This is a genomic window from Methylolobus aquaticus, assembly GCF_054172105.1.
Genome location: NZ_JBSYXP010000013.1, coordinates 35,461 through 53,120 on the forward strand (window position 1 = coordinate 35,461; position 17,660 = coordinate 53,120).

At 61.5% G+C, this 17,660-nt stretch carries 16 protein-coding genes; 8 read left to right on the forward strand and 8 right to left on the reverse strand.

The features are described 5' to 3' along the window. Positions 1–272 precede the first annotated feature (272 nt). On the forward strand, positions 273–566 hold the full coding sequence (gene rbp / locus ACW73L_RS16530) for an RNA-binding regulator (RefSeq protein WP_498923598.1): 294 nt from the start codon (positions 273–275) through the stop codon (positions 564–566). An 85-nt stretch (positions 567–651) separates the two neighbouring features. Here rbp and ACW73L_RS16535 read toward each other — a convergent pair whose 3' ends face one another. Further along, complete coding sequence (locus tag ACW73L_RS16535) at positions 652–1,317, reverse strand: MlaD family protein (RefSeq protein WP_498923600.1); 666 nt, start codon at positions 1,315–1,317, stop codon at positions 652–654. Positions 1,318–1,379: 62 nt separating this feature from the next. Here ACW73L_RS16535 and ACW73L_RS16540 point away from each other — a divergent pair, with 62 nt between their 5' ends. Then, positions 1,380–1,571, forward strand: coding sequence for a hypothetical protein (locus ACW73L_RS16540; protein WP_498923601.1), 192 nt, complete (start codon positions 1,380–1,382; stop codon positions 1,569–1,571). 94 nt (positions 1,572–1,665) lie between these two features. Continuing rightward, positions 1,666–2,928 (forward strand): ATP-binding protein, encoded by a 1,263-nt coding sequence (locus tag ACW73L_RS16545; RefSeq protein WP_498923602.1) that lies wholly within the window; start codon positions 1,666–1,668, stop codon positions 2,926–2,928. Positions 2,929–3,877: 949 nt separating this feature from the next. On the opposite strand, the gene ACW73L_RS16550 is transcribed toward ACW73L_RS16545, so the two are convergent. Together ACW73L_RS16550 and ACW73L_RS16555 are read right to left on the reverse strand one after the other, a co-directional pair. Further along, on the reverse strand, positions 3,878–4,348 hold the full coding sequence (locus tag ACW73L_RS16550) for an RrF2 family transcriptional regulator (protein ID WP_498923604.1): 471 nt from the start codon (positions 4,346–4,348) through the stop codon (positions 3,878–3,880). 774 nt (positions 4,349–5,122) lie between these two features. Beyond that, positions 5,123–5,761, reverse strand: a complete 639-nt coding sequence (locus ACW73L_RS16555) for a sulfotransferase domain-containing protein (RefSeq protein WP_498923606.1) — start codon at positions 5,759–5,761, stop codon at positions 5,123–5,125. A 1,736-nt stretch (positions 5,762–7,497) separates the two neighbouring features. Here ACW73L_RS16555 and ACW73L_RS16560 point away from each other — a divergent pair. Further along, positions 7,498–8,691 carry an FG-GAP repeat domain-containing protein gene (locus ACW73L_RS16560; protein ID WP_498923607.1) on the forward strand — a complete coding sequence of 398 codons (1,194 nt, stop codon included), beginning with the start codon at positions 7,498–7,500 and terminating at the stop codon, positions 8,689–8,691. A gap of 281 nt (positions 8,692–8,972) precedes the next feature. Here the strand turns inward: ACW73L_RS16560 and radC are convergent, their stop codons facing one another. Beyond that, positions 8,973–9,647: a RadC family protein gene (gene radC / locus ACW73L_RS16565; protein ID WP_498923609.1), complete on the reverse strand. Its 675-nt coding sequence runs from the start codon at positions 9,645–9,647 to the stop codon at positions 8,973–8,975. A 104-nt stretch (positions 9,648–9,751) separates the two neighbouring features. Here radC and coaBC point away from each other — a divergent pair, with 104 nt between their 5' ends. The 3 genes from coaBC to ACW73L_RS16580 all read left to right on the forward strand — a co-directional run bounded on the left by coaBC (position 9,752) and on the right by ACW73L_RS16580 (position 11,680). Then, positions 9,752–10,954, forward strand: coding sequence for a bifunctional phosphopantothenoylcysteine decarboxylase/phosphopantothenate--cysteine ligase CoaBC (gene coaBC, locus ACW73L_RS16570; RefSeq protein WP_498923611.1), 1,203 nt, complete (start codon positions 9,752–9,754; stop codon positions 10,952–10,954). Next, on the forward strand, positions 10,941–11,396 hold the full coding sequence (dut, locus tag ACW73L_RS16575) for a dUTP diphosphatase (protein ID WP_498923612.1): 456 nt from the start codon (positions 10,941–10,943) through the stop codon (positions 11,394–11,396). The genes coaBC and dut overlap by 14 nt, the downstream gene beginning before the upstream one ends. A gap of 140 nt (positions 11,397–11,536) precedes the next feature. Next, entirely contained in the window at positions 11,537–11,680 is a 144-nt protein-coding gene (locus ACW73L_RS16580; RefSeq protein WP_498923614.1) for a hypothetical protein, read from the forward strand. 94 nt (positions 11,681–11,774) lie between these two features. On the opposite strand, the gene ACW73L_RS16585 is transcribed toward ACW73L_RS16580, so the two are convergent. Then, on the reverse strand, positions 11,775–13,016 hold the full coding sequence (locus tag ACW73L_RS16585; RefSeq protein ID WP_498923616.1) for a hypothetical protein: 1,242 nt from the start codon (positions 13,014–13,016) through the stop codon (positions 11,775–11,777). 359 nt (positions 13,017–13,375) lie between these two features. Between ACW73L_RS16585 and ACW73L_RS16590 the strand changes: the two genes are divergently transcribed. Beyond that, the gene (locus ACW73L_RS16590; protein ID WP_498923618.1) at positions 13,376–13,984 is read left to right on the forward strand and encodes an HdeD family acid-resistance protein; all 609 of its coding nucleotides are present in this window, start codon (positions 13,376–13,378) and stop codon (positions 13,982–13,984) included. Between the two features lie 67 nt (positions 13,985–14,051). Here the strand turns inward: ACW73L_RS16590 and ACW73L_RS16595 are convergent, their stop codons facing one another. The 3 genes from ACW73L_RS16595 to ACW73L_RS16605 all read right to left on the reverse strand — a co-directional run bounded on the left by ACW73L_RS16595 (position 14,052) and on the right by ACW73L_RS16605 (position 17,597). Continuing rightward, positions 14,052–15,320 carry a patatin-like phospholipase family protein gene (locus ACW73L_RS16595; RefSeq protein WP_498923620.1) on the reverse strand — a complete coding sequence of 423 codons (1,269 nt, stop codon included), beginning with the start codon at positions 15,318–15,320 and terminating at the stop codon, positions 14,052–14,054. Positions 15,321–15,571: 251 nt separating this feature from the next. Beyond that, positions 15,572–15,976, reverse strand: a complete 405-nt coding sequence (locus ACW73L_RS16600) for a hypothetical protein (protein WP_498923621.1) — start codon at positions 15,974–15,976, stop codon at positions 15,572–15,574. 64 nt (positions 15,977–16,040) lie between these two features. Then, positions 16,041–17,597: an arylsulfatase gene (locus ACW73L_RS16605; protein ID WP_498923623.1), complete on the reverse strand. Its 1,557-nt coding sequence runs from the start codon at positions 17,595–17,597 to the stop codon at positions 16,041–16,043. Positions 17,598–17,660: the final 63 nt, after the last annotated feature.

Here is a 17,660-nt window from a genome sequence, read left to right on the forward strand (position 1 = left end):
GTGCCGTCATCATCCGGGGTGGCACGAAGGCCATCACCGTTAGCCGCACCAGATTCGACAAACCACACACCGCATGCTACCGTGCCGGCGCCTGCGGATGTTAATTCCACGGAATCTGGGCAATCCCTTTCCGAATCAAGCGTCCTCGATGTGTTCTCGGGAGACCGGTCTCATCCCCGTGAACTAATTCCCTAGGCTAGGATGCGGCTTGGACTATCAGCCGAATTTTGCAGTTGCATTTTCCGGGATCGCTCGGAAGCGGAGTTATCTGAATGAAGAACCTGTATGTTGGAAACCTGCCGTACAGCACCACCGACGAAGACCTGCGCACATTGTTCGCGCAATTCGGTGAAATCCAGTCGGTCAGCGTGATTGCCGATCGCTTTTCCGGACAGTCGAAGGGTTTCGGCTTCGTCATGATGGATGCGAAAGGCGGACAAGCCGCTATCGACCAGTTGCACCAGAGCGAGATCGGCGGACGCTCGATCACCGTCAATGAGGCGCGCCCGCGCGAGGAGTCGGCTGGCCGCCGCAACTTCGGCGGTGGCGGACGTCGCGATTACTGAGTTCCGCCCATTGGTGCCGTGGTGGCGGGCAAGCTCACTCCCCGCCACCGATGCCTGCCAGTGCGGCGGCGCGTTCCAAGGCAACCTAAATCGTGCGCGGCTCCTTCTTTTCGGGCGCTGGATTTTTCTCGTATTCCTTCAACCGCTCCCGGAGCCGGTTCGTTTCCTGCTCCAGCTTTGGCAGCAGATCCTTTTTGAAGGACTCCTCCGCCTGAGACTGCGCCTTTTGCAGTTCATCGGTCAGCCGCCGCCACTCCTCCTGCAGCCGTTTGGCTTCCTCTGAATCGGGCGCCTTGCGTAATTCGTCCTGGAACTGCTCCAGTTGCCCGCGCAAGCCCTTGAGTCCGTCACCGAAACGCCGAAACAATTCTCCAAAAGGCGGTAGACCCGAGAAACGCTCCGAACCTTCGACCGTACTCCCCTCGGCCAGAACCGGCCCGCCAGGTTCGCCCTGCTCGACTTCGATCTGCTTTTTTCCGGGATTTCCGGGCTGTTCAACCAGGTAGAACCGTGAAGCCGCCGTGGCGGCCGGCGCGAACGAGCGCTTGATCTCGATTCCAACCAGATCGCCGCCTCGAGGGTCGGCTTCGATCGACTCAACCGTACCGATCACCGCAGCGGTCTTAATGACAGGCGAGCCGGGCACCAAGCCGGCAGCGTCCCGATAATGCACCTTTAGGTGCAGATTCTGGTCGCCGCAGCCTCCCAGAAACAGCAGCCAGAGTACCGCCACTGTACGTATTCCCGACATGATTGCGACCCCACGCCATTTGTGTCAACGTTGAACCTGCATCAAACAGCAGACCCAACCCCATGAAATATATCAATGCAGCAGCATGGCTTGCCGTCGTCCTGTGTCTGGCAACCTATGTCAGCGAAAAGCGGCAAACCGTTTCCGCCGACGATTGCCAAGTATACGACCGTTTGGGCCGTGGAATCGGCTGCGAGGACGAGGACCTCACCGACCGTCTCAACAGCCGCGAACGGCGAGACTCCTCGCATTAAAGGACGATACCGTCAGCGAGATTTCACAGCGACAATTTAGCGTTTTTTTTGCATTTTTTGTTGCGCAGCCGCTGATCGACGCGTTCCTCTGACAATGACGGCCACCCATGTCACCGCAGAGCAGTTGGGTCTACTGCGGACTTCCCGCGCGCTGAAGACCGACGAAACTGCCGGGGGCCCCGATAGCGACCTCGCACGATTGGCGGAGTTGATCAGCAAGCATGCGTCGGCCGACAACTACACCCTGCATTGCACTCCAGGACAGATCATCTGCAGGGAGGGCGAGCCTGGGGATGCGCTCTATCTGATTCAGTCGGGTACGGCAGCCGTCTTCAAGGGACAGGCCGAAGCTCCACTGCTTCTGGCGCGGCGTGGCGCCGGCGAGATCATCGGCGAGATGGCCTTGCTCGACGATCTGCCCCGTTCCGCCTCCGTGGTCGCCATGGACGCGCTCACTCTTTTGCGGCTGCCCCGCGACGACTTTCAACAACTGATGTTGCAGAGCCCGGCGGCCGACGTCGACATGCTGCGGAAATTCAGCCACCGTCTGCGCAGCGCGGACACGGTCCTGACCCACCTCAGCTCATCGGAAACGCAGTTATCGGGCCGCGTTTCCGAGTTGGCAACCGAGAACCAGGAACTGCTCGAGCTCCAGCGCTTGCGGCAACAGACGATGGATCTGGTCATCCATGATCTCCGTAATCCTCTGCAAGGCATCACGGCAGCCGCCGACCTGCTGCGCGCCACATTGCCCGAGGCGGAAGTTGCCCGGAGCATCAAGCTCTTCACTTACATCAATGCGCATTGCACCCGCCTGCAACACCTGGTCGACTCCCTGATCGATATTTCCCGCATGGAGAGCGGACAGCTCCAGCTGATGCCGGAACACACAGATCTGGCCCAGCTCTTGACCAACGCCACCGAGCGCGCTCGCCCGTCATTCGAGGCCAACGAAATGACGTGTGAAGTGCATTTGCCCACCGCGGGCCCCGCCCTGTTCGTGGATGTCAGCCTCCTTGACCGGGTCATTACGAATTTGCTCGACAACGCCGTCAAATTCAGTCCCCGCCGGGGACGCATCCTGGTTTCAGGAACGTTCGGCGCCGATTCGGCCACGCTGACGATAGAAGATAACGGTATTGGCATCCCGCCGGCGCAACGAGAGCAGATGTTCGAGCGGTTCGCCCGCGGGTCGAATCCCGGCACGCCCAGGGTGGGCGGCTTCGGACTCGGCTTGACATTCTGCCGGCTGGCAGTCGAGGCCCACAATGGGCGCATCTGGGTCGAGGACGGCCCTGGCGGCGTTGGATGCCGATTTTTGATCTCCCTGCCGCTGCACGCAAACGACGCGACCTGATCGCGCTGAGGCCCAAGCAACGGCACGAAACGCTTGGCGGTGTTCGGCATCCGCGCTCGCGGTAGACACCACCCCGCCGGATTGGCCTCGCGTCATACTTGCCTCCGCTTTACCTGATGTATTTCCGCTCCCGGCGCACGAAAGCCGGCACAACAGGCGGGAGGGTGCGCCGATCGCCTGAAGATGCCCGCATTACCGAACAAGCGATTGTCAATAGGAAAAGTTACGAATTGACGCCGGAAGCGTCCGGGGCTTGAATCCTACACTTGGGGCGAGGGCGCCGAAGGCAGTTTGCGGTGATCCGGCACCTTCCCAAAAAAACGGTGGCCCGTCGATACGGCGGACTCATCGCGGCGAGCCGGACCACCGGCTTACTCCAGGCTGGACCGTCGCCACGAACAACATCCGCCGGAGGGCATGGGTACATACACCATCGATACCGGCAAGGACTCAGGAATCAACGTGAAACAGTCTCCTCCCATCCAGACTTGGTTGCGTGATGGACCGCGCCCCGCAAATGCGAGTTGCAAGGGCGGAGACAGCGACCGTTACTCCTTCCTTTCGTGGGCAACCATCCTATTGGGCATGTGCGTTTTGGCTTTTCATGCTGCGGGATTGAACGACACGCGGCAGGCCTCGGCCTCCTCGTGCCAAGTGACCCTTGATGGACTGGGCACCGTGTTCGCCTGCCCGGAATCGGACCATTCCGCTCCCGGGGCAAGGGTCGCGCTCGATACACCTCCTCCGATGGCCAACTTCGGCGTCGCGACCCGGATCGCAGCAGACAGCCGTTCCGCCGCAGGATCCTCGCCCTGAGTCGCTCGCCGCCGGCACCGCTTGCGCTCCGGCAATCTCCGACCCACGAAACTCTCAAAAAAGCTGTGCTGGCTTTGGTGGAACTCGATTCAGCCCCCCCACGGCGGGGAGTCCTGAATCGATCGGAGCCACGCTAAGGCTCGCGGTCGACACCGCCGGGATTAGGCTCTGTGACCGAAAGTTCGCCCGGCTTGCCAAATCCCGCCTGGGTAGCATCAGCCAGCGTGTACTTGTCCAGCACAGCCATGAATGACCGGCGCGCCTCATGCAAAGCCGCCTTCAGGAAACAGCCCCGGACTATGCGGCATTGATTGGTCTTCAGATCGAAACATTCCACCAGATCCATGTGCGGCTCGGTGAGTCGCACCACGTCACCGAGGCCAATGGTATGGGGTGGCCGGGCCAGTTGGATGCCGCCTCCCTTGCCGCGGGTCGTGATGATCAGCCCCTGCTGGGCGAGATTGTGCACAACCTTGACCAGATGATGGCGCGAGATGCCGTGGTGATCGGCAATCTCCGGAACAGTCGCCATTCCGGGCCCCGGCAGGCGGGTCAGGTAGATCAGTACTCGCAGCGAGTAATCCGTGAATTGCGTAAGCTGCATCCTGCGTACTCCTTAAATCTCCCCGTGAGTCAAACGATCGGACAGACCACTATTGACGAGTCGCAGCGCGGCGTTTGTGCGCCCCTCATAACTGTTTGATGCAAAACCACCCGCGCAGATCAATCTATGACGACGTCGGAACTTGTATGCTGAATCGATTTTAACTGTGCGCCGGCCAACATGACAGCGAACACATCGAGCGACTGGTGGAACGAGTCACATCGGTCCCTGTACGAACAACCAGGCGGCGAGGGAGCCGTCGACAGCTTGTGGCAACATCGTCGTCGCGGGGGCCTGGGGCTTCATCCCCACCCCGGCACAGATCAAGCCCTACGCCCACGGGACGCAATAGCCCGCTTCCCACGATCGTCCCGCCTCGTTCGGCACCTATGCGACGATCAGATGGCTCGATCTTCGACATCGCGATCCAGAAATGGCGAGGTAATGCCTGAACGGGCGCGAACTGGCCCGGTGACTGATGGAAATGGCAACGGGCGCTCGACCTGCTGAATGTCGCCGTGCCCCACATGACGGTTGTGCTGCCGATCGCCGGGGCGGTCCTGCCGCTCTGGGATCTTGCGACCACTGCGCGGGATGAGCCCCGAGGCTCACCCCAGGTCGCCATCGAAACAGCGTGACAAGGCGGTCTTGGCTGGGCTACCTCGCGAGAACCCGCCAGGGGAAGGGCGAGCGCCGGGCCTGTCGCATCGGCGACTGCCCAGCACCACCGGTTATCAGAGCCGACGTAGTGCGTTTTGTGTTGCGACGCCCTAATCACCCGGCGCCGGTTGCTCGAAGGTGGCCCGGCACAAGCTCCAGCGCCCTCTGGTAGATAGGCTGGCAAAGCGCTTCGATCCGGCTCTTCTCGTCCGTCGAGAACTGTTGGGCCTTGCTGACACTGCCGGGGTTCAGTGAGTCAGCATATTTCTCGTTGTAGGGGAGATTGATGAACTGATAAAGACGCGGAAGTATACGGGACTTGTCCAGAACGAGGTGATCGTAATCGACGACTGCGAGAGTCTCCGGCCCCAGCTTTTCGATCAACTCAAATACATGCATAGTCTTTCCGATATAGGCATAGCATGCCCTGTCGATCCGGGAAACGACCCCAGGAATCCAAGCCGATAGCGTCTTTTTTACCCCATCCTCCATGCACTTCCGACCGCTCGCTAAAAATAGGTCATTTAATGCAAAATCTTTCCAATTGTGGGTCATAGAATAAATGACGGAAAGAGGATTACGAATGACCCAAATCATCTTGAAGCGTAGGTCCGGGTCGAAGTACTCACGGTAGCATTCATTGACGTAGGTCGTCTGGAAACAATAACGACCATGGGGATCATGAGGCACAATACCCGCCAGTATCAATGCCGCATCCAACTCCCCATGCTTGCTGACATAGTAGTTAATCATCCCATCGCTCTGCGTCAGCACATTCGCCAAAGCCGTCGTACCCGAGCGCTGGCATCCCGAGATGAGTACCGAGTCAGGAAACTCTGGAAGCCTCTTCAGGAACGAGCAGCCAAGCGGTCGGACATGTCTGTTGAAGCTTTTCCAGCTAGTTATGCGGTCAGCAGATGGGAGTTTGATTACGTCACGAGCCATACAAGCCTCTTGGTTTGTCTTTGATACATGGTGGGGACAGGTATCGTCTTGTTTTGCCGATCACTCTGAAAGAAAGCCGGCATCAGCGGGTGATTCGGAAGATTTTAATATTCGCGAACGGTGCGTTCGGAACGCATCTCAAGTATGCGAGCGAAAACCGCATCGACAGTATCACATCTCGTGCAACGCTTTCCAGACGCAGAGCAGGCCCATGCGGACTTTCCACCGCGCGGCCAACGAAGCGACGCACACTATTTCTATCGCCCGCACACATCCCATTAACAGCCACCCACGAATGCCGGGGGCGGCGATGGCAGCTCTGGAATCCGTCGCCGCACAAAAACCGCCACCGAGCGTCGCGCTGCTCGCACGCAACGAATGGCGATACCATTAAGCAACACGCGTTCCAGACCGGTTGAACCTATGTTCGGGTTCAGCGCAATTAAGGTGGAGCGGCGACCCGCATCCATTCTTGCCCGTCCCGCGCCTTAAATCGCGGGGCCCGCTGCCGGTCCACCAAAGTCTCGTCGCCGCGCCAGTCTCCCGGCGCTCGGTGAAAGCGCGCAGCTCCGAGAGCCCAAGAACGAGCTCGGGGCACCAAGGCGCGCAGACTCATAGACGGGTCGGAATCCCTTGAGATCGACGGCCAGGCCTGGGGGTGCGATAGGCGAGCCGACACGAGCAGCCAGCAACGCCACCAGGCGCGGCTCTCGACGCTGTATCGGGTGCGGACGGGAATGCTAGCACAAGCGACGTTCTCCGCTGGTGTTGCTTCCGCGACGAGTCACAGCCCGATGCAAAAAGGGGCCGGTTTCTGCCCGTCTCGGCACGCGAAAATCGAGCCTGCGAGTGCCAACCGGACAGGATTCCCGCAAACCGCCTCCCGCTGCCCATGGAGGTCATCCGACGCACCATCGTAAAGCATGGTAGCCCCCGTATCGCAGCGGCGAGACGACCGAATCGCTCGGTACGGATCCCGCCGAAACTCGGGCGGTCAAGGCCCGGAGCGCCGGATCGGCCGGTGCATCCCAATCGGCTCTCCATGCTCTGGCACCGCGACGAAGCACTGGAGCGACGGCGCACTCCGGACACGGCCGTCCCGATCACCGCAAAGCGCGCGGCAGCGCGACACACCGCCGCCCTATCCTTCCCGAGTCCTGCAATCGACACGGCGGAACCACACAAACTTTCGGCACGCAGCAACAAGCGCGTGACGCAAGAACGTCAACTCTTTGTGCTAGGCCATCCGGGAGAGAACAAAAACTGGCGTAAGCTATGGGCTCCGCCTTCCGCCGTCAAAACTGGTATATTTTTTGCTAAAGATAACAGACAGGTCGCGCTTGACGCCGTGCATCGGCTACGGCTGATTGGCAGTTCGACTTAACCCGTTAGAATGGGAGACGTTCGAGTCTCGTGTGCAAGGGTGGGCCCGCCAAGGCCGCTCCGCAGCGGGGTCGTGTTCGTTCCGGCTCATGACCCTTGACGCTCTGCGGATGTGTCGGCGCCGGGTAGGTGTTTACCTCGCAAGAGATAAGGAGGACCGTGTGAATTCAAAATCTGCCAACTCTCTGGTTTCCAAGCCGCTGGCGCTGATGTTTCTCAGCATGACCCTGACAGCCATCGCGGATGATGCCGCCGCGGCCGACGTCTTCGGCACGATGTCGACCGCCGGCACCGGCACTCGCCCACACTCCGTTCGCGCCGGTGATGTCAATGGCGACGGGAGCCTCGACATCGTCGTCGCGAACTGCCGCGGCAACAACGTCAGCGTCTTGCTCGGGAACGGGGATGGCAGTGTCCGACCGAAGCGGGATTTCAGCGTCGGCCAATGTCCCAAGACCGCGGAACTGGGAGACGTGAACGGCGACGGCACCCTCGATCTCATTACCGCCAATCAGAACTCGCAAAACTTCAGCATACGGCTCGGCAACGGGGATGGCACCTTCCGAGCGACCACTAGCTACGCGACAGCCGTGCTGAAACCCCATGAGGGCGCTGTCGGTGATGTGAACCGGGATGGCAGGCTCGACCTGGTGATCGTCGGCAACTCTTCCTATGTCGGTGTTCGACTGGGGCAGGGAAACGGGACCTTCGCAGCCACGGAAAGAACCTATGCGACCGGCAACACCTTGCGCTCGGTCACCATCGCCGATCTGGATAAGGACGGTTACAACGACATCATCACCGGCAACAAAGCGAGTTCCAGCGTCAGTGTACTGCTCAACAATCGCGCGGGCGGTTTTCGTCCCCAGGTCCAATACGCTGCCCGCGGCGCCGTTCATTCCGTCCGGGCAGCGGACCTCAACCACGACGGCCGGCTCGACCTCGTGACCGCCAACCACGCTTCAGATACCATCAGTGTGCTGCTCGCAAGGTCTGCAGGCGGTTTCGCAACGGCGGTACTTTACCCGGCAGGCGTCTTGCCCGTGTCCATTTTCCTGTCCGATGTCGACTTGGACGGCAACGTGGATGTCCTGGTTGGGAACGGTAACGACAACTATCCGGAGTTGATCAACGTCGGCGCCGGCAACACCGTCAGCGTCTTCCACGGTGTGGGAAACGGTACGCTGAAGCCGAAGGTCGATTATCCCGTGGGCCAATCTCCCTGGTCGGTCATCGCGGCAGACCTGAACTGCGACGACGCACCCGATCTGCTGGCGGCAAACTACTGGAATGCCAATATCTCTATCGGGTTGAACACCCTGGGCTCGGCAGTGACCTGCCCCTCCGCGCCCTGAAACGAGGCGCCAGCGCACAACAAGTTTCGGTCGGTCGGGGTCGCGGGTGATGCGGCCCCGATCCGCGACCTTTGGTTGAGCCGATCGCTTCGCCTTCGGGCTCTCCCAGCCCCGGGAACGCGGGCTTCAGCAGAAGCGTTTGCCGCCCAATGATGGGAAATCGATGGCACACACCCACGTCCCAAGCATTGAACTCACCGCAGCGGACTGGGGTTTCGGCACGTGGCCAGACAGTGAAATGACGTGCTTTTCCTCAGGCAACGAGAGCCCGATTCCGCCGCTCAAATCAGCCCATTTTCGGCAAACGAATAGGCCTGTCCCTCGCCGATGATGAAGTGATCCAATACCCGGACGTCGATCAGGCCAAGAGCCTGTTTCAAGCGCTGGGTGATGTGCCGGTCGGCCTCGCTAGGCTCGGCGACACCGGACGGGTGATTATGGGCGAAGATGACCGCCGCACAATTCACGTTCAGGGCTCGCTTGACGACTTCCCGCGGATAGACGCTCGCCCCGTCGATAGTCCCGGTAAACAGTTCTTCGTAGACCAGAACGCGGTGCTGATTGTCCAGGAACAGGCACGCGAAAACCTCATGGCCGTATTCCCGCAATCGGGACGCGAGATACTGCCGGGTCGCCTGCGGGCTGGTGATGACATCCTCGCGGCGGAGAACCTCTTCCAAGTGGCGGCGCCCCATTTCCAGCACGGCCTGCAATTGCGCGTACTTCGCCGCTCCGAGTCCCGGGCTGCAAGCAAAGCGAGGCAAGTCGGCCGCCATTAGGGCACGTAGCGAGCCGTACTCGTTGAGCAGATCGCGCGCCAGATCGACGGCAGTCTTTCCTTTCACGCCCGTGCGCAGGAAAATTGCGAGCAACTCGGCATCCGACAAAGCACCAGGCCCCTTGGCCAGCAACTTTTCACGAGGCCGCTCCTCGGAAGGCCATTCAGTGATGCGCATGACCGCCTCGACTCACTCAAGGGAATTGGAACCAAAAGCATAGGCGGGGCCAACGCACCCTGCCACGACTACCAACCACCGACGTCCCAACCAAACCGTCCATTGTGACCACTCTCAAAAATCGACGCATCCTCCTCGGCGTGACCGGTGGTATCGCCGCCTACAAGGCGGCGGAGTTGACGCGTTTGTTGCTGCAGCAGGGCGCGACCGTGCGCGTCGTGATGACCGGCGCAGCGACGGACTTCGTGGCGCCGTTGACGTTTCAAGCGCTGTCGGGCAACCCCGTGCACGTCGAATTGCTCGATCCGGCAACGGAATCGGCGATGGGCCATATCGAACTGGCGCGCTGGCCCGAACTGATCCTGATCGCACCGGCCACCGCCGATTTCATCGCGAAGATGCGCATCGGGCTCGCGGACGATCTGCTAACGACGCTGTGCCTTGCCGCGGAGGGCCGCATCGCGGTGGCACCCGCAATGAACCGCGCGATGTGGGATCATCCCGCGACCCGCGATAATGTGTCGGTGCTCTCGGCACGGGGCGTCACCTTGCTGGGCCCGGGATCCGGAGCCCAGGCCTGCGGCGAAACCGGCCCGGGACGCATGCTGGAACCGGCCGAGATCACTGCCGCGGTATCCTGCCTGCTGGCTCGCGGCCGACTCACGGCCCGGCGGGTCCTGATCAGTGCGGGCCCGACGCGGGAGCCCATCGATCCGGTGCGCTTCATCAGCAACCGCAGTTCCGGCAAGATGGGCTACGCCCTGGCTGAGGCAGCGGGGAAGGCAGGCGCTACGGTGACGCTGGTCAGTGGACCGACCGTAATGCCGGTTCCGGCGGTAGCCGAGTACGTGCCGGTCGAGACGGCCGCGCAGATGGCCTCGGCCATTCTTGAGCGCGCACCAACCCATGACATTTATGTCGGCGCAGCGGCGATCGCCGACTATCGCCCCGTCGTGACCGAGTCGGGAAAGATCAAGAAAGGTGAGGAGGCGATGAGCTTGCAGCTGACGCGCACGCAGGACGTTCTCGCGACCCTGGGGAGCGGCCCCACCCGCCCATTCCTGGTCGGTTTCGCGGCCGAAACCGATCGGCTTGAAGAGCACGCGCGCAGCAAGCTTGCCGCGAAGCGGCTGGATATGATTGCAGCGAATTGGGTCGGAGGAACCGCGGGCGGCTTCGACCGTGACGAGAACGCGCTCCATGTCTTCTGGGCGGACGGCGAGCACCATCTGCCCATGGCCCCGAAGCAACGCATCGCCGAACAACTGATTGACCTGATTGCCGACCGCTACGATGAAAAAAATTGAGATCAAGCTGCTCGATCAACGTCTGGGCCGCGAGATTCCGCTGCCGCACTACGCCACGGATGGCTCGGCTGGACTCGACCTGCGCGCCTGCCTCGATGCTCCGCTGAAACTTGAGCCCGGCGCCGCAGATCTGATCCCAACCGGCTTTGCGATCCATATCAACGACCCGCATCTGGCCGCCGTCATTCTGCCCCGATCGGGACTGGGGCACCGTCACGGCATTGTGCTGGGTAATCTGGTCGGGCTGATAGACTCGGATTACCAGGGGCAGATCTTCGTTTCGTGCTGGAACCGCGGCAGCGACGCCTTCGAGATCGGCATCGGCGAGCGCATCGCCCAGATGGTCTTCGTGCCAATCACTCAGGTTGCATTCGAACAGGTCGAAGACTTCGAGCCGACCGAGCGCGCTCACGGTGGCTTCGGGCATACCGGTCGCCGTTGAGCCAAACCCGCAGCGGAACTTATAGCGACCTACCGCTGTCCCTGGTTTGCGCCGCGAGATAGCAGGACACACCCGGCAACGCACGGCGCTTCAAATCGTAAACGAAATTCACGTCACCCCATTGCCCCAGGTCAAAATCGATGAACATTGTGATGGTAATGCTGATCGTAACCGCGGCCCTGATCGTCGCTTCCCTTGCGGGCATCGTGTGGTTCGCGTATCCGCGAGGCGGACTGCGGTTCTCCAAACCCTTCAACCGTACGATCGGACGGTCCGAATGGTAGCAGCGCCCGACCAGTGGGCAGGAACGTTCGGCAACGCCGCATCGCGTTCATGACCCGCGACACTTCCTGACTTCGGGCCTGGCCCGGCAGGGGATCAGTCCGCCAATACCTCCTGTCGATCGCTCACTTTCCACCCCAGCCCTTCCAGCGCCTCACGCGCTCGCGGGCTGACTCCGCCAGTCAATCTGATTTCCTTGCCCCGCGTATCGTTCAGACTGGCGACGTGTCTGTCGAGCGCGGATGCTAGCGCCGCATTCGTTTCCGTCCAAACCAGATAGTCCGTCGGAAAACAAAACAGAATCGTCCCGTTCGCTAGACGCGCCGCGGCATTCGTACCCACCGGCACGAAGCGTTCGATACGTCCCTGCTTGGCGTGGAAATTCGCGTACATCTCAGCTTGACGAGCACGAAAGAATGCAACCTGGGCACTGCGCGCGAGCACTGCGAACTTGACGAAGTGGCCGCGGTCGGCCGTACCATTCATGCGCGCGAGGGCCGAGACCAGCTTGGTTTGATAGACCGGGGAGTACACAGTGTTGGCCAGGAACAGGTCCGTGGCATCGGTCGACACGCCCATATCCAGCAACTTCTGGCGATTGGCCTTGCGGAGGTCAGACGGCGGGGTCTGCACTGGAATCCCTTCCAGCCAGTTGCTGGTCTTCGAGGCGGATACGAAAGCGCCAACGCCGCCGGGAATCGCGGCTGAAACCGCGCTTGCGGCAAGCTTGCCACTGTAGCCCCACCAGGCGATCTCTTCGAGTCGCTTCTGCAGCAGCGGATTCGTCGAATAAGGATCCACCCGGAACTCTGCCGCATACGCGCGTTTGGTCGACGAAAACCCGATCGCATTCTCGAAGCGGCTGTCCTCGGCATCGCTGGGTGGGTCGCCCATCAGCGCGTCGCCCGCACGCTCGGCGACTTTGCCGAGACCGGTGAAGGCACCCTTCAGGGTTCCGACCGGATTCGTGACCAGCCCTTTCGCTCCCTGCAGCGCATCCTTCCCTCCCTGCTTGGCCTGCCGCGCCAACTGTTCCGTCGTGTCGACCTTCTGCATGGCGGCAAGCGCCCTCATCTCGTCGATGCGGATCCTGAGTTCCGCGGTCGAATCGGCGGTTACCCGACCGAACTTCGATTCAACCGTGTAGTGATTCATGGTGCCGTCGTTGCGCACGCTGGACCCGACCTTGTGATACGGCCCTTTCAGCAGGTTCGGAGGCAGGACCCGTGCGGCCTGGAAGACCGGGGGCGATTCATAGCTTTCGGCGGCCCCGGCCGGAACCCAGTAGGCGGCCGATGCCGCAAGACCCAGCGTGATCAGCAGACAGCGTCGATGCATCGTTCTTTCCTTATCGTTCTCGTCAAGTGTTCTTCGTCATTGGCGCTTTGATGCGCACTGGAGCAAGCAGGCCTCACACGGCCCGACGCCATGTCCGGCACTGACCGGCAGAGGAACGCTGCGACCGTCGCCCTGCCGAGTCCACAATTCCCCGGTGCGCATAGGCGCACCCCCGCAAACCCGAGCATCATGTCCGGAAAACGGTCAAGCTCGCAACGAATTCCGCAGTCAGGCAGGAGGTCGGCCCGGGATCGTCCCTGAGCGCGCGGTGGATGCGGCAGCGAAAAATACACCTGCGCGGTTGCCTGCCGGCCGGTTTGGTTGGAACATGGGCACCGCGCGGCATAGGAGGACAGATGATGCAGATCAGAGACCGATTCGTCCGCTTCGAACGCTTCGGCACCGACTGGAAGCTGCTGCTGCTGCGCGGCGCGGCCTTGTTCATGGCGGGAGGGTCGTTGGCGTTGGGCGCCTGGTTGAATCCGGACGCGACGATCCTACGCGCGACCGGCTTCTCGGTGTTGCCCCTGGCCGCGCTGCTGGTCTTCGCCCTCGGCTGCCTGGAAATCTTCGACACGGTTTTGGCAACGAAACTGGGCGATTTCGTGTTGCACCTGAACATGGGCGTGTTCGATCTGGTCGTCGGGCTGATCATGTTGTTCAGCCTCGGCGGCACGCCCGAGCGGCTGGTGCTGCTAGTCATCGCCTACCTGATCGTCAAGGCAGCGGTCCGCACCGCGCTTGCCTATGCCGCGCAATTGCCCGACAGGCGGTCGATCGCAATTGGGGCGGGAATCTCCCTTGTACTGGGTCTGACGATCTGGATTAAACCGGTCACACCAGGATGGTTGCTGGCCTTCGCGGTCAGCGTCGACATTGCACTGCGCGGCTGGACTTTCATGATGTTCTCGTTCTGGCTGCGCAAGCAGCAGCCCGGCGGCAGCGCAACGGATCGACAGGGAGTCTGAGAATGTTCCGCGGTCCGGAAGGGCGCAGACGACAGCGAGACTGGCGCGCGGGCGCCAGCCGAAAGCCTTACGGGGCGCCGCCTTCCCCCATCCGCTGCCGGGGCGGCTCACCACCCCCGTTACCCGCGCCGTTGAGCCCCGGCGGCATCTTGAACCAACGGTAGCCATTCCGAGCCAGATCGTGGCCGGTGTCGAACAGCACATTCATGACCCGTGTGTCGAACTCGTCCGAGCGATTCGTGTCCAGCGAGTCGGGGATGAAGGCCAGGTTGAAATCCAGTCCATCGGTTAGCGTCGTCGCATAGATCCGATAAAGGTCACCGAGACCCTGCGCCTTGATCAGTGACGACACCGAGCGCGGCGCGATGTCGCGTATCAGCGGAGTGATCTCGTCCCAACTCGGCTTCAGACGCGAGTTGCGCAGCACGAACACGCGAAAGCTCCGCCGCGGTCGTGACACGCCCAGTTCCTTTCTGGCCGATGCCATGTCCAGCATCGGACCGTACAGAAATACCTGATTGGCGACGCCGCCGTCGACATGCATCTCGTCGTAGCGACGGCCATTGGCTTCGGCCTCGATGTAGGCCGGCGGAAAGGCCACCGGAACCGCCGCGGAGGCGATCATGATCTTGCGAAACAAGGCCGCCGCATCCGGATGGCCCGATGCGGCGATCGCGCCCATGTTCCAGACCACCGGCCGCTGCGCGTCCAGCGCGGTCGTACCGATGTAGAGGCGACGGCCCTTCTGATGTTCTGCGGCAATATCCTTCAGCATCGCGTCGTTGACGTACTCTGCGGTCAGCTTCGCGAGCGGATCATTCAGGCTGATCGAATCACCGCGCAGCCAGCTGAAAAAGGATTTCAATTTCAGGATGTCATGCGACGATATCGTCGTGTAGACCTTCTTGAGCTGCTCGTCGTAGGCTGGCCCCAGGAACGCGAAGGGCGCCGTCAGCGCGCCGGTACTGACGCCGGTCACCATCTTGAAGCTCGGCCGGTTGCCGGCCTGGGTCCAGCCATAGAGCAGCCCGGCGCCGAAAGCCCCGTCCCCTCCGCCGCCGGAAATGGCGAGAATGCTGACGGTATCGCCCTCCCTGAACAAACCGCTCCGCTGCTCCTGTCGAACCGATTCGACGATATCGGCCTGAAACGCGGGGCTGAAGGCATCGCCCCAAACACGGACATCGGGCATGCCCGGCACCTGCACCTGGGGTTCCACTGCAGCCGGCGGCGCATGCCGCGGACGCAGTGCACCGCAACCACTGAACGTCGCTACCAGCGCTGCCAGAGTCAGCATGCGCACCGCGAACCGACACGGTGTGTTTGTCGCGATCATGGGTTCAATCCGATCAATGGGAGAGGGTAATTGCCCGGTGCCGCGGGGTTGAACGGCCGGACGCAAGCTACATGCGGGCGCGATCACTCTAGCGCCCGAATGCTGCACGAACATGTCGATGGGGGGCATCCGGTCGCGCATTGCGAGCCACCGCACTCACGGCGCATGCGGCAGGCTCTCCGGATTGCCTCTTGCGCGTGACGCAAGGGGCCTATGGCACTGGGCGGGCAACGGACTCAGGCTCACCCATCCTACGACTTGGGACCCCGATCGAAAGCCAGGTCGGCATGCGACCGCACGAGTTCCTTGGACAAACCGAACGTATACACCAGGCCGATCAGCAGGTCGCCGAGACCGAGCAGCGCCGCAACGACCCCGATGTCGCCGAACAGGCCCGCCGGGATCAATACCAGCGCCGCGACATAACGCAACGGCGCCTCCCAGTAGACGAACGACGCACGGGCCGGCAGGTCGCGGGCGCTCAGGATCAGAACCGCGCTGGTGAACGCCAGAAAGCCGGCAATCAACCAGCCCCAGACCGGCGAGCAGATGTTCAACCCCAGCGCACGATAGACCGGCGGGCACAGCAGGACACCGGCCAGGCCGGCGTTGTAGACGCCGGACCAGAAGACGAATTGCGACATACGGAAAGGCATGGACGAACTCCGGATGCGAACAAAAGGCGGGACCCGGCTACCAACCGCCCGGTCCCGCCGCGCGTTACTGGCTGGGCGGTGCCTTTAGCTGCTCCAGCACCTGGTCGATGGTAAAGCTGGCCGCCTTCTGGCGGGGCGGGTACTCCTTGAATGTCTGCAGGAAGCGGCCCACGTAATCGGCCGCCGGCAGCAACAGGTAGGCGTGGTCCAGATACCAGTCCCAATAGGTGTTCGACGTAACCGTGGCTCGCTCGTAGGGGTCCGTCCTCAGGTTGTACAACCACGGAATACGCGTCTTCACGAACGGTTCGCCCCAAACCGCGAGTGTGCCGGCACCGCGCTGCTGGGCAAATACAACCTTCCAGTTGTCGTAGCGAAGACCCGTCAGATCGCCGTCGTCGGAGAAATAGAAGAACTCCTGCCGCGGACTCTTTGGGACCTGCCCGGTCAGGTAGGGCACGAGGTTGTAGCCGTCGAGGTGCACCTTATAGGTCTTGGCGCCGGCCTTATAGCCCTTCAGCAGCTTTTCCTTGATGTCAGGCACTCCGGCAGCGGCCAGCAGCGTCGGAGCCCAGTCCAGATGCGAGACGATGTCGTTCGATACGCTACCCGGCTTGATCTTGCCCGGCCAGCGGACCATGGCCGGCACGCGGTACGCGCCTTCCCAGTTGGTGTTCTTTTCGCTGCGGAACGGCGTGGTCGCCCCATCCGGCCACGTGTTGGCGTGCGGCCCATTATCGGTGCTGTACATGACGATGGTGTTGTCGCCCAAGCCCAGTTCGTCGATCTTCGCGAGCACGGTACCGACGTTCTTGTCATGATCGATCATGACGTCGTGGTATTCGCTCTGCCAGCGCCCGGACTGCCCGCGACTCTCCGGCTTAACGTGCGTGCGAAAGTGCATGTGGGTGAAGTTGACCCAGACGAACATCGGCTTGCCGGCCTTGGCCTGTTTATCGATGAATTCGGCAGCACGGGCGGCGACATCGTCGTCGATCGTTTCCATGCGCTTCCTGGTCAGGGGCCCTGTATCCTCGATCCTGCCGTCGGCAAAACTGTGGATCACGCCGCGGGGGCCGAATCGCTTGCGGAAATCGGGAAAATCCGAGTCCTTCGGGTAGTCCGCCAGTTCCGGCTCCTCCTCGGCATTCAGGTGGTAGAGGTTGCCGTAGAACTCGTCGAAACCGTGATTGGTCGGCAGAAACTCGTCCTTGTCGCCGAGATGGTTTTTGCCGAACTGTCCCGTCGCATAGCCCTGGGCTTTCAACAGCTCGGCGATGGTGGCGTCCTCCTTGCGCAAGCCAGTGTCGGCGCCGGGCATGCCGACCTTGCTGAGGCCGGTGCGGAATACGCTCTGACCGGTGATGAAAGCGGAGCGGCCGGCGGTGCAGCTCTGTTCCGCGTAGTAATCCGTGAAGGTGATGCCCTCGTTCGCGATCCGGTCGATATTGGGCGTGCGGTAACCCATCATGCCCTTGGTGTAGGTACTGATGTTCGACTGCCCAACGTCATCGCCCCAGATGATCACGATATTGGGTTTGTCCGTCGCCGCGAAGCTCGAGGCAGCCAACAACGAACCGGCAGTGAACATCGCCACCGCGGACAGGAAACGTGGAACCATAGGAACTCCCTTAATTCTTTCCGGAGGAAACCAGACATCTTTGGCCGCGCAGCGAACCCGACA

What these genes read in the sequence shown, in the direction of transcription:
- rbp (WP_498923598.1), top strand. Translation starts at nt 273, where the DNA reads ATGAAGAACCTGTATGTTGGAAACCTGCCGTACAGCACCACCGACGAA.
- ACW73L_RS16535 (WP_498923600.1), bottom strand. Translation starts at nt 1,317, where the DNA reads ATGTCGGGAATACGTACAGTGGCGGTACTCTGGCTGCTGTTTCTGGGA.
- ACW73L_RS16540 (WP_498923601.1), top strand. Translation starts at nt 1,380, where the DNA reads ATGAAATATATCAATGCAGCAGCATGGCTTGCCGTCGTCCTGTGTCTG.
- ACW73L_RS16545 (WP_498923602.1), top strand. Translation starts at nt 1,666, where the DNA reads ATGACGGCCACCCATGTCACCGCAGAGCAGTTGGGTCTACTGCGGACT.
- ACW73L_RS16550 (WP_498923604.1), bottom strand. Translation starts at nt 4,348, where the DNA reads ATGCAGCTTACGCAATTCACGGATTACTCGCTGCGAGTACTGATCTAC.
- ACW73L_RS16555 (WP_498923606.1), bottom strand. Translation starts at nt 5,761, where the DNA reads ATGATTAACTACTATGTCAGCAAGCATGGGGAGTTGGATGCGGCATTG.
- radC (WP_498923609.1), bottom strand. Translation starts at nt 9,647, where the DNA reads ATGCGCATCACTGAATGGCCTTCCGAGGAGCGGCCTCGTGAAAAGTTG.
- dut (WP_498923612.1), top strand. Translation starts at nt 10,941, where the DNA reads ATGAAAAAAATTGAGATCAAGCTGCTCGATCAACGTCTGGGCCGCGAG.
- ACW73L_RS16580 (WP_498923614.1), top strand. Translation starts at nt 11,537, where the DNA reads ATGAACATTGTGATGGTAATGCTGATCGTAACCGCGGCCCTGATCGTC.
- ACW73L_RS16585 (WP_498923616.1), bottom strand. Translation starts at nt 13,016, where the DNA reads ATGCATCGACGCTGTCTGCTGATCACGCTGGGTCTTGCGGCATCGGCC.
- ACW73L_RS16590 (WP_498923618.1), top strand. Translation starts at nt 13,376, where the DNA reads ATGCAGATCAGAGACCGATTCGTCCGCTTCGAACGCTTCGGCACCGAC.
- ACW73L_RS16595 (WP_498923620.1), bottom strand. Translation starts at nt 15,320, where the DNA reads ATGATCGCGACAAACACACCGTGTCGGTTCGCGGTGCGCATGCTGACT.
- ACW73L_RS16600 (WP_498923621.1), bottom strand. Translation starts at nt 15,976, where the DNA reads ATGCCTTTCCGTATGTCGCAATTCGTCTTCTGGTCCGGCGTCTACAAC.
- ACW73L_RS16605 (WP_498923623.1), bottom strand. Translation starts at nt 17,597, where the DNA reads ATGGTTCCACGTTTCCTGTCCGCGGTGGCGATGTTCACTGCCGGTTCG.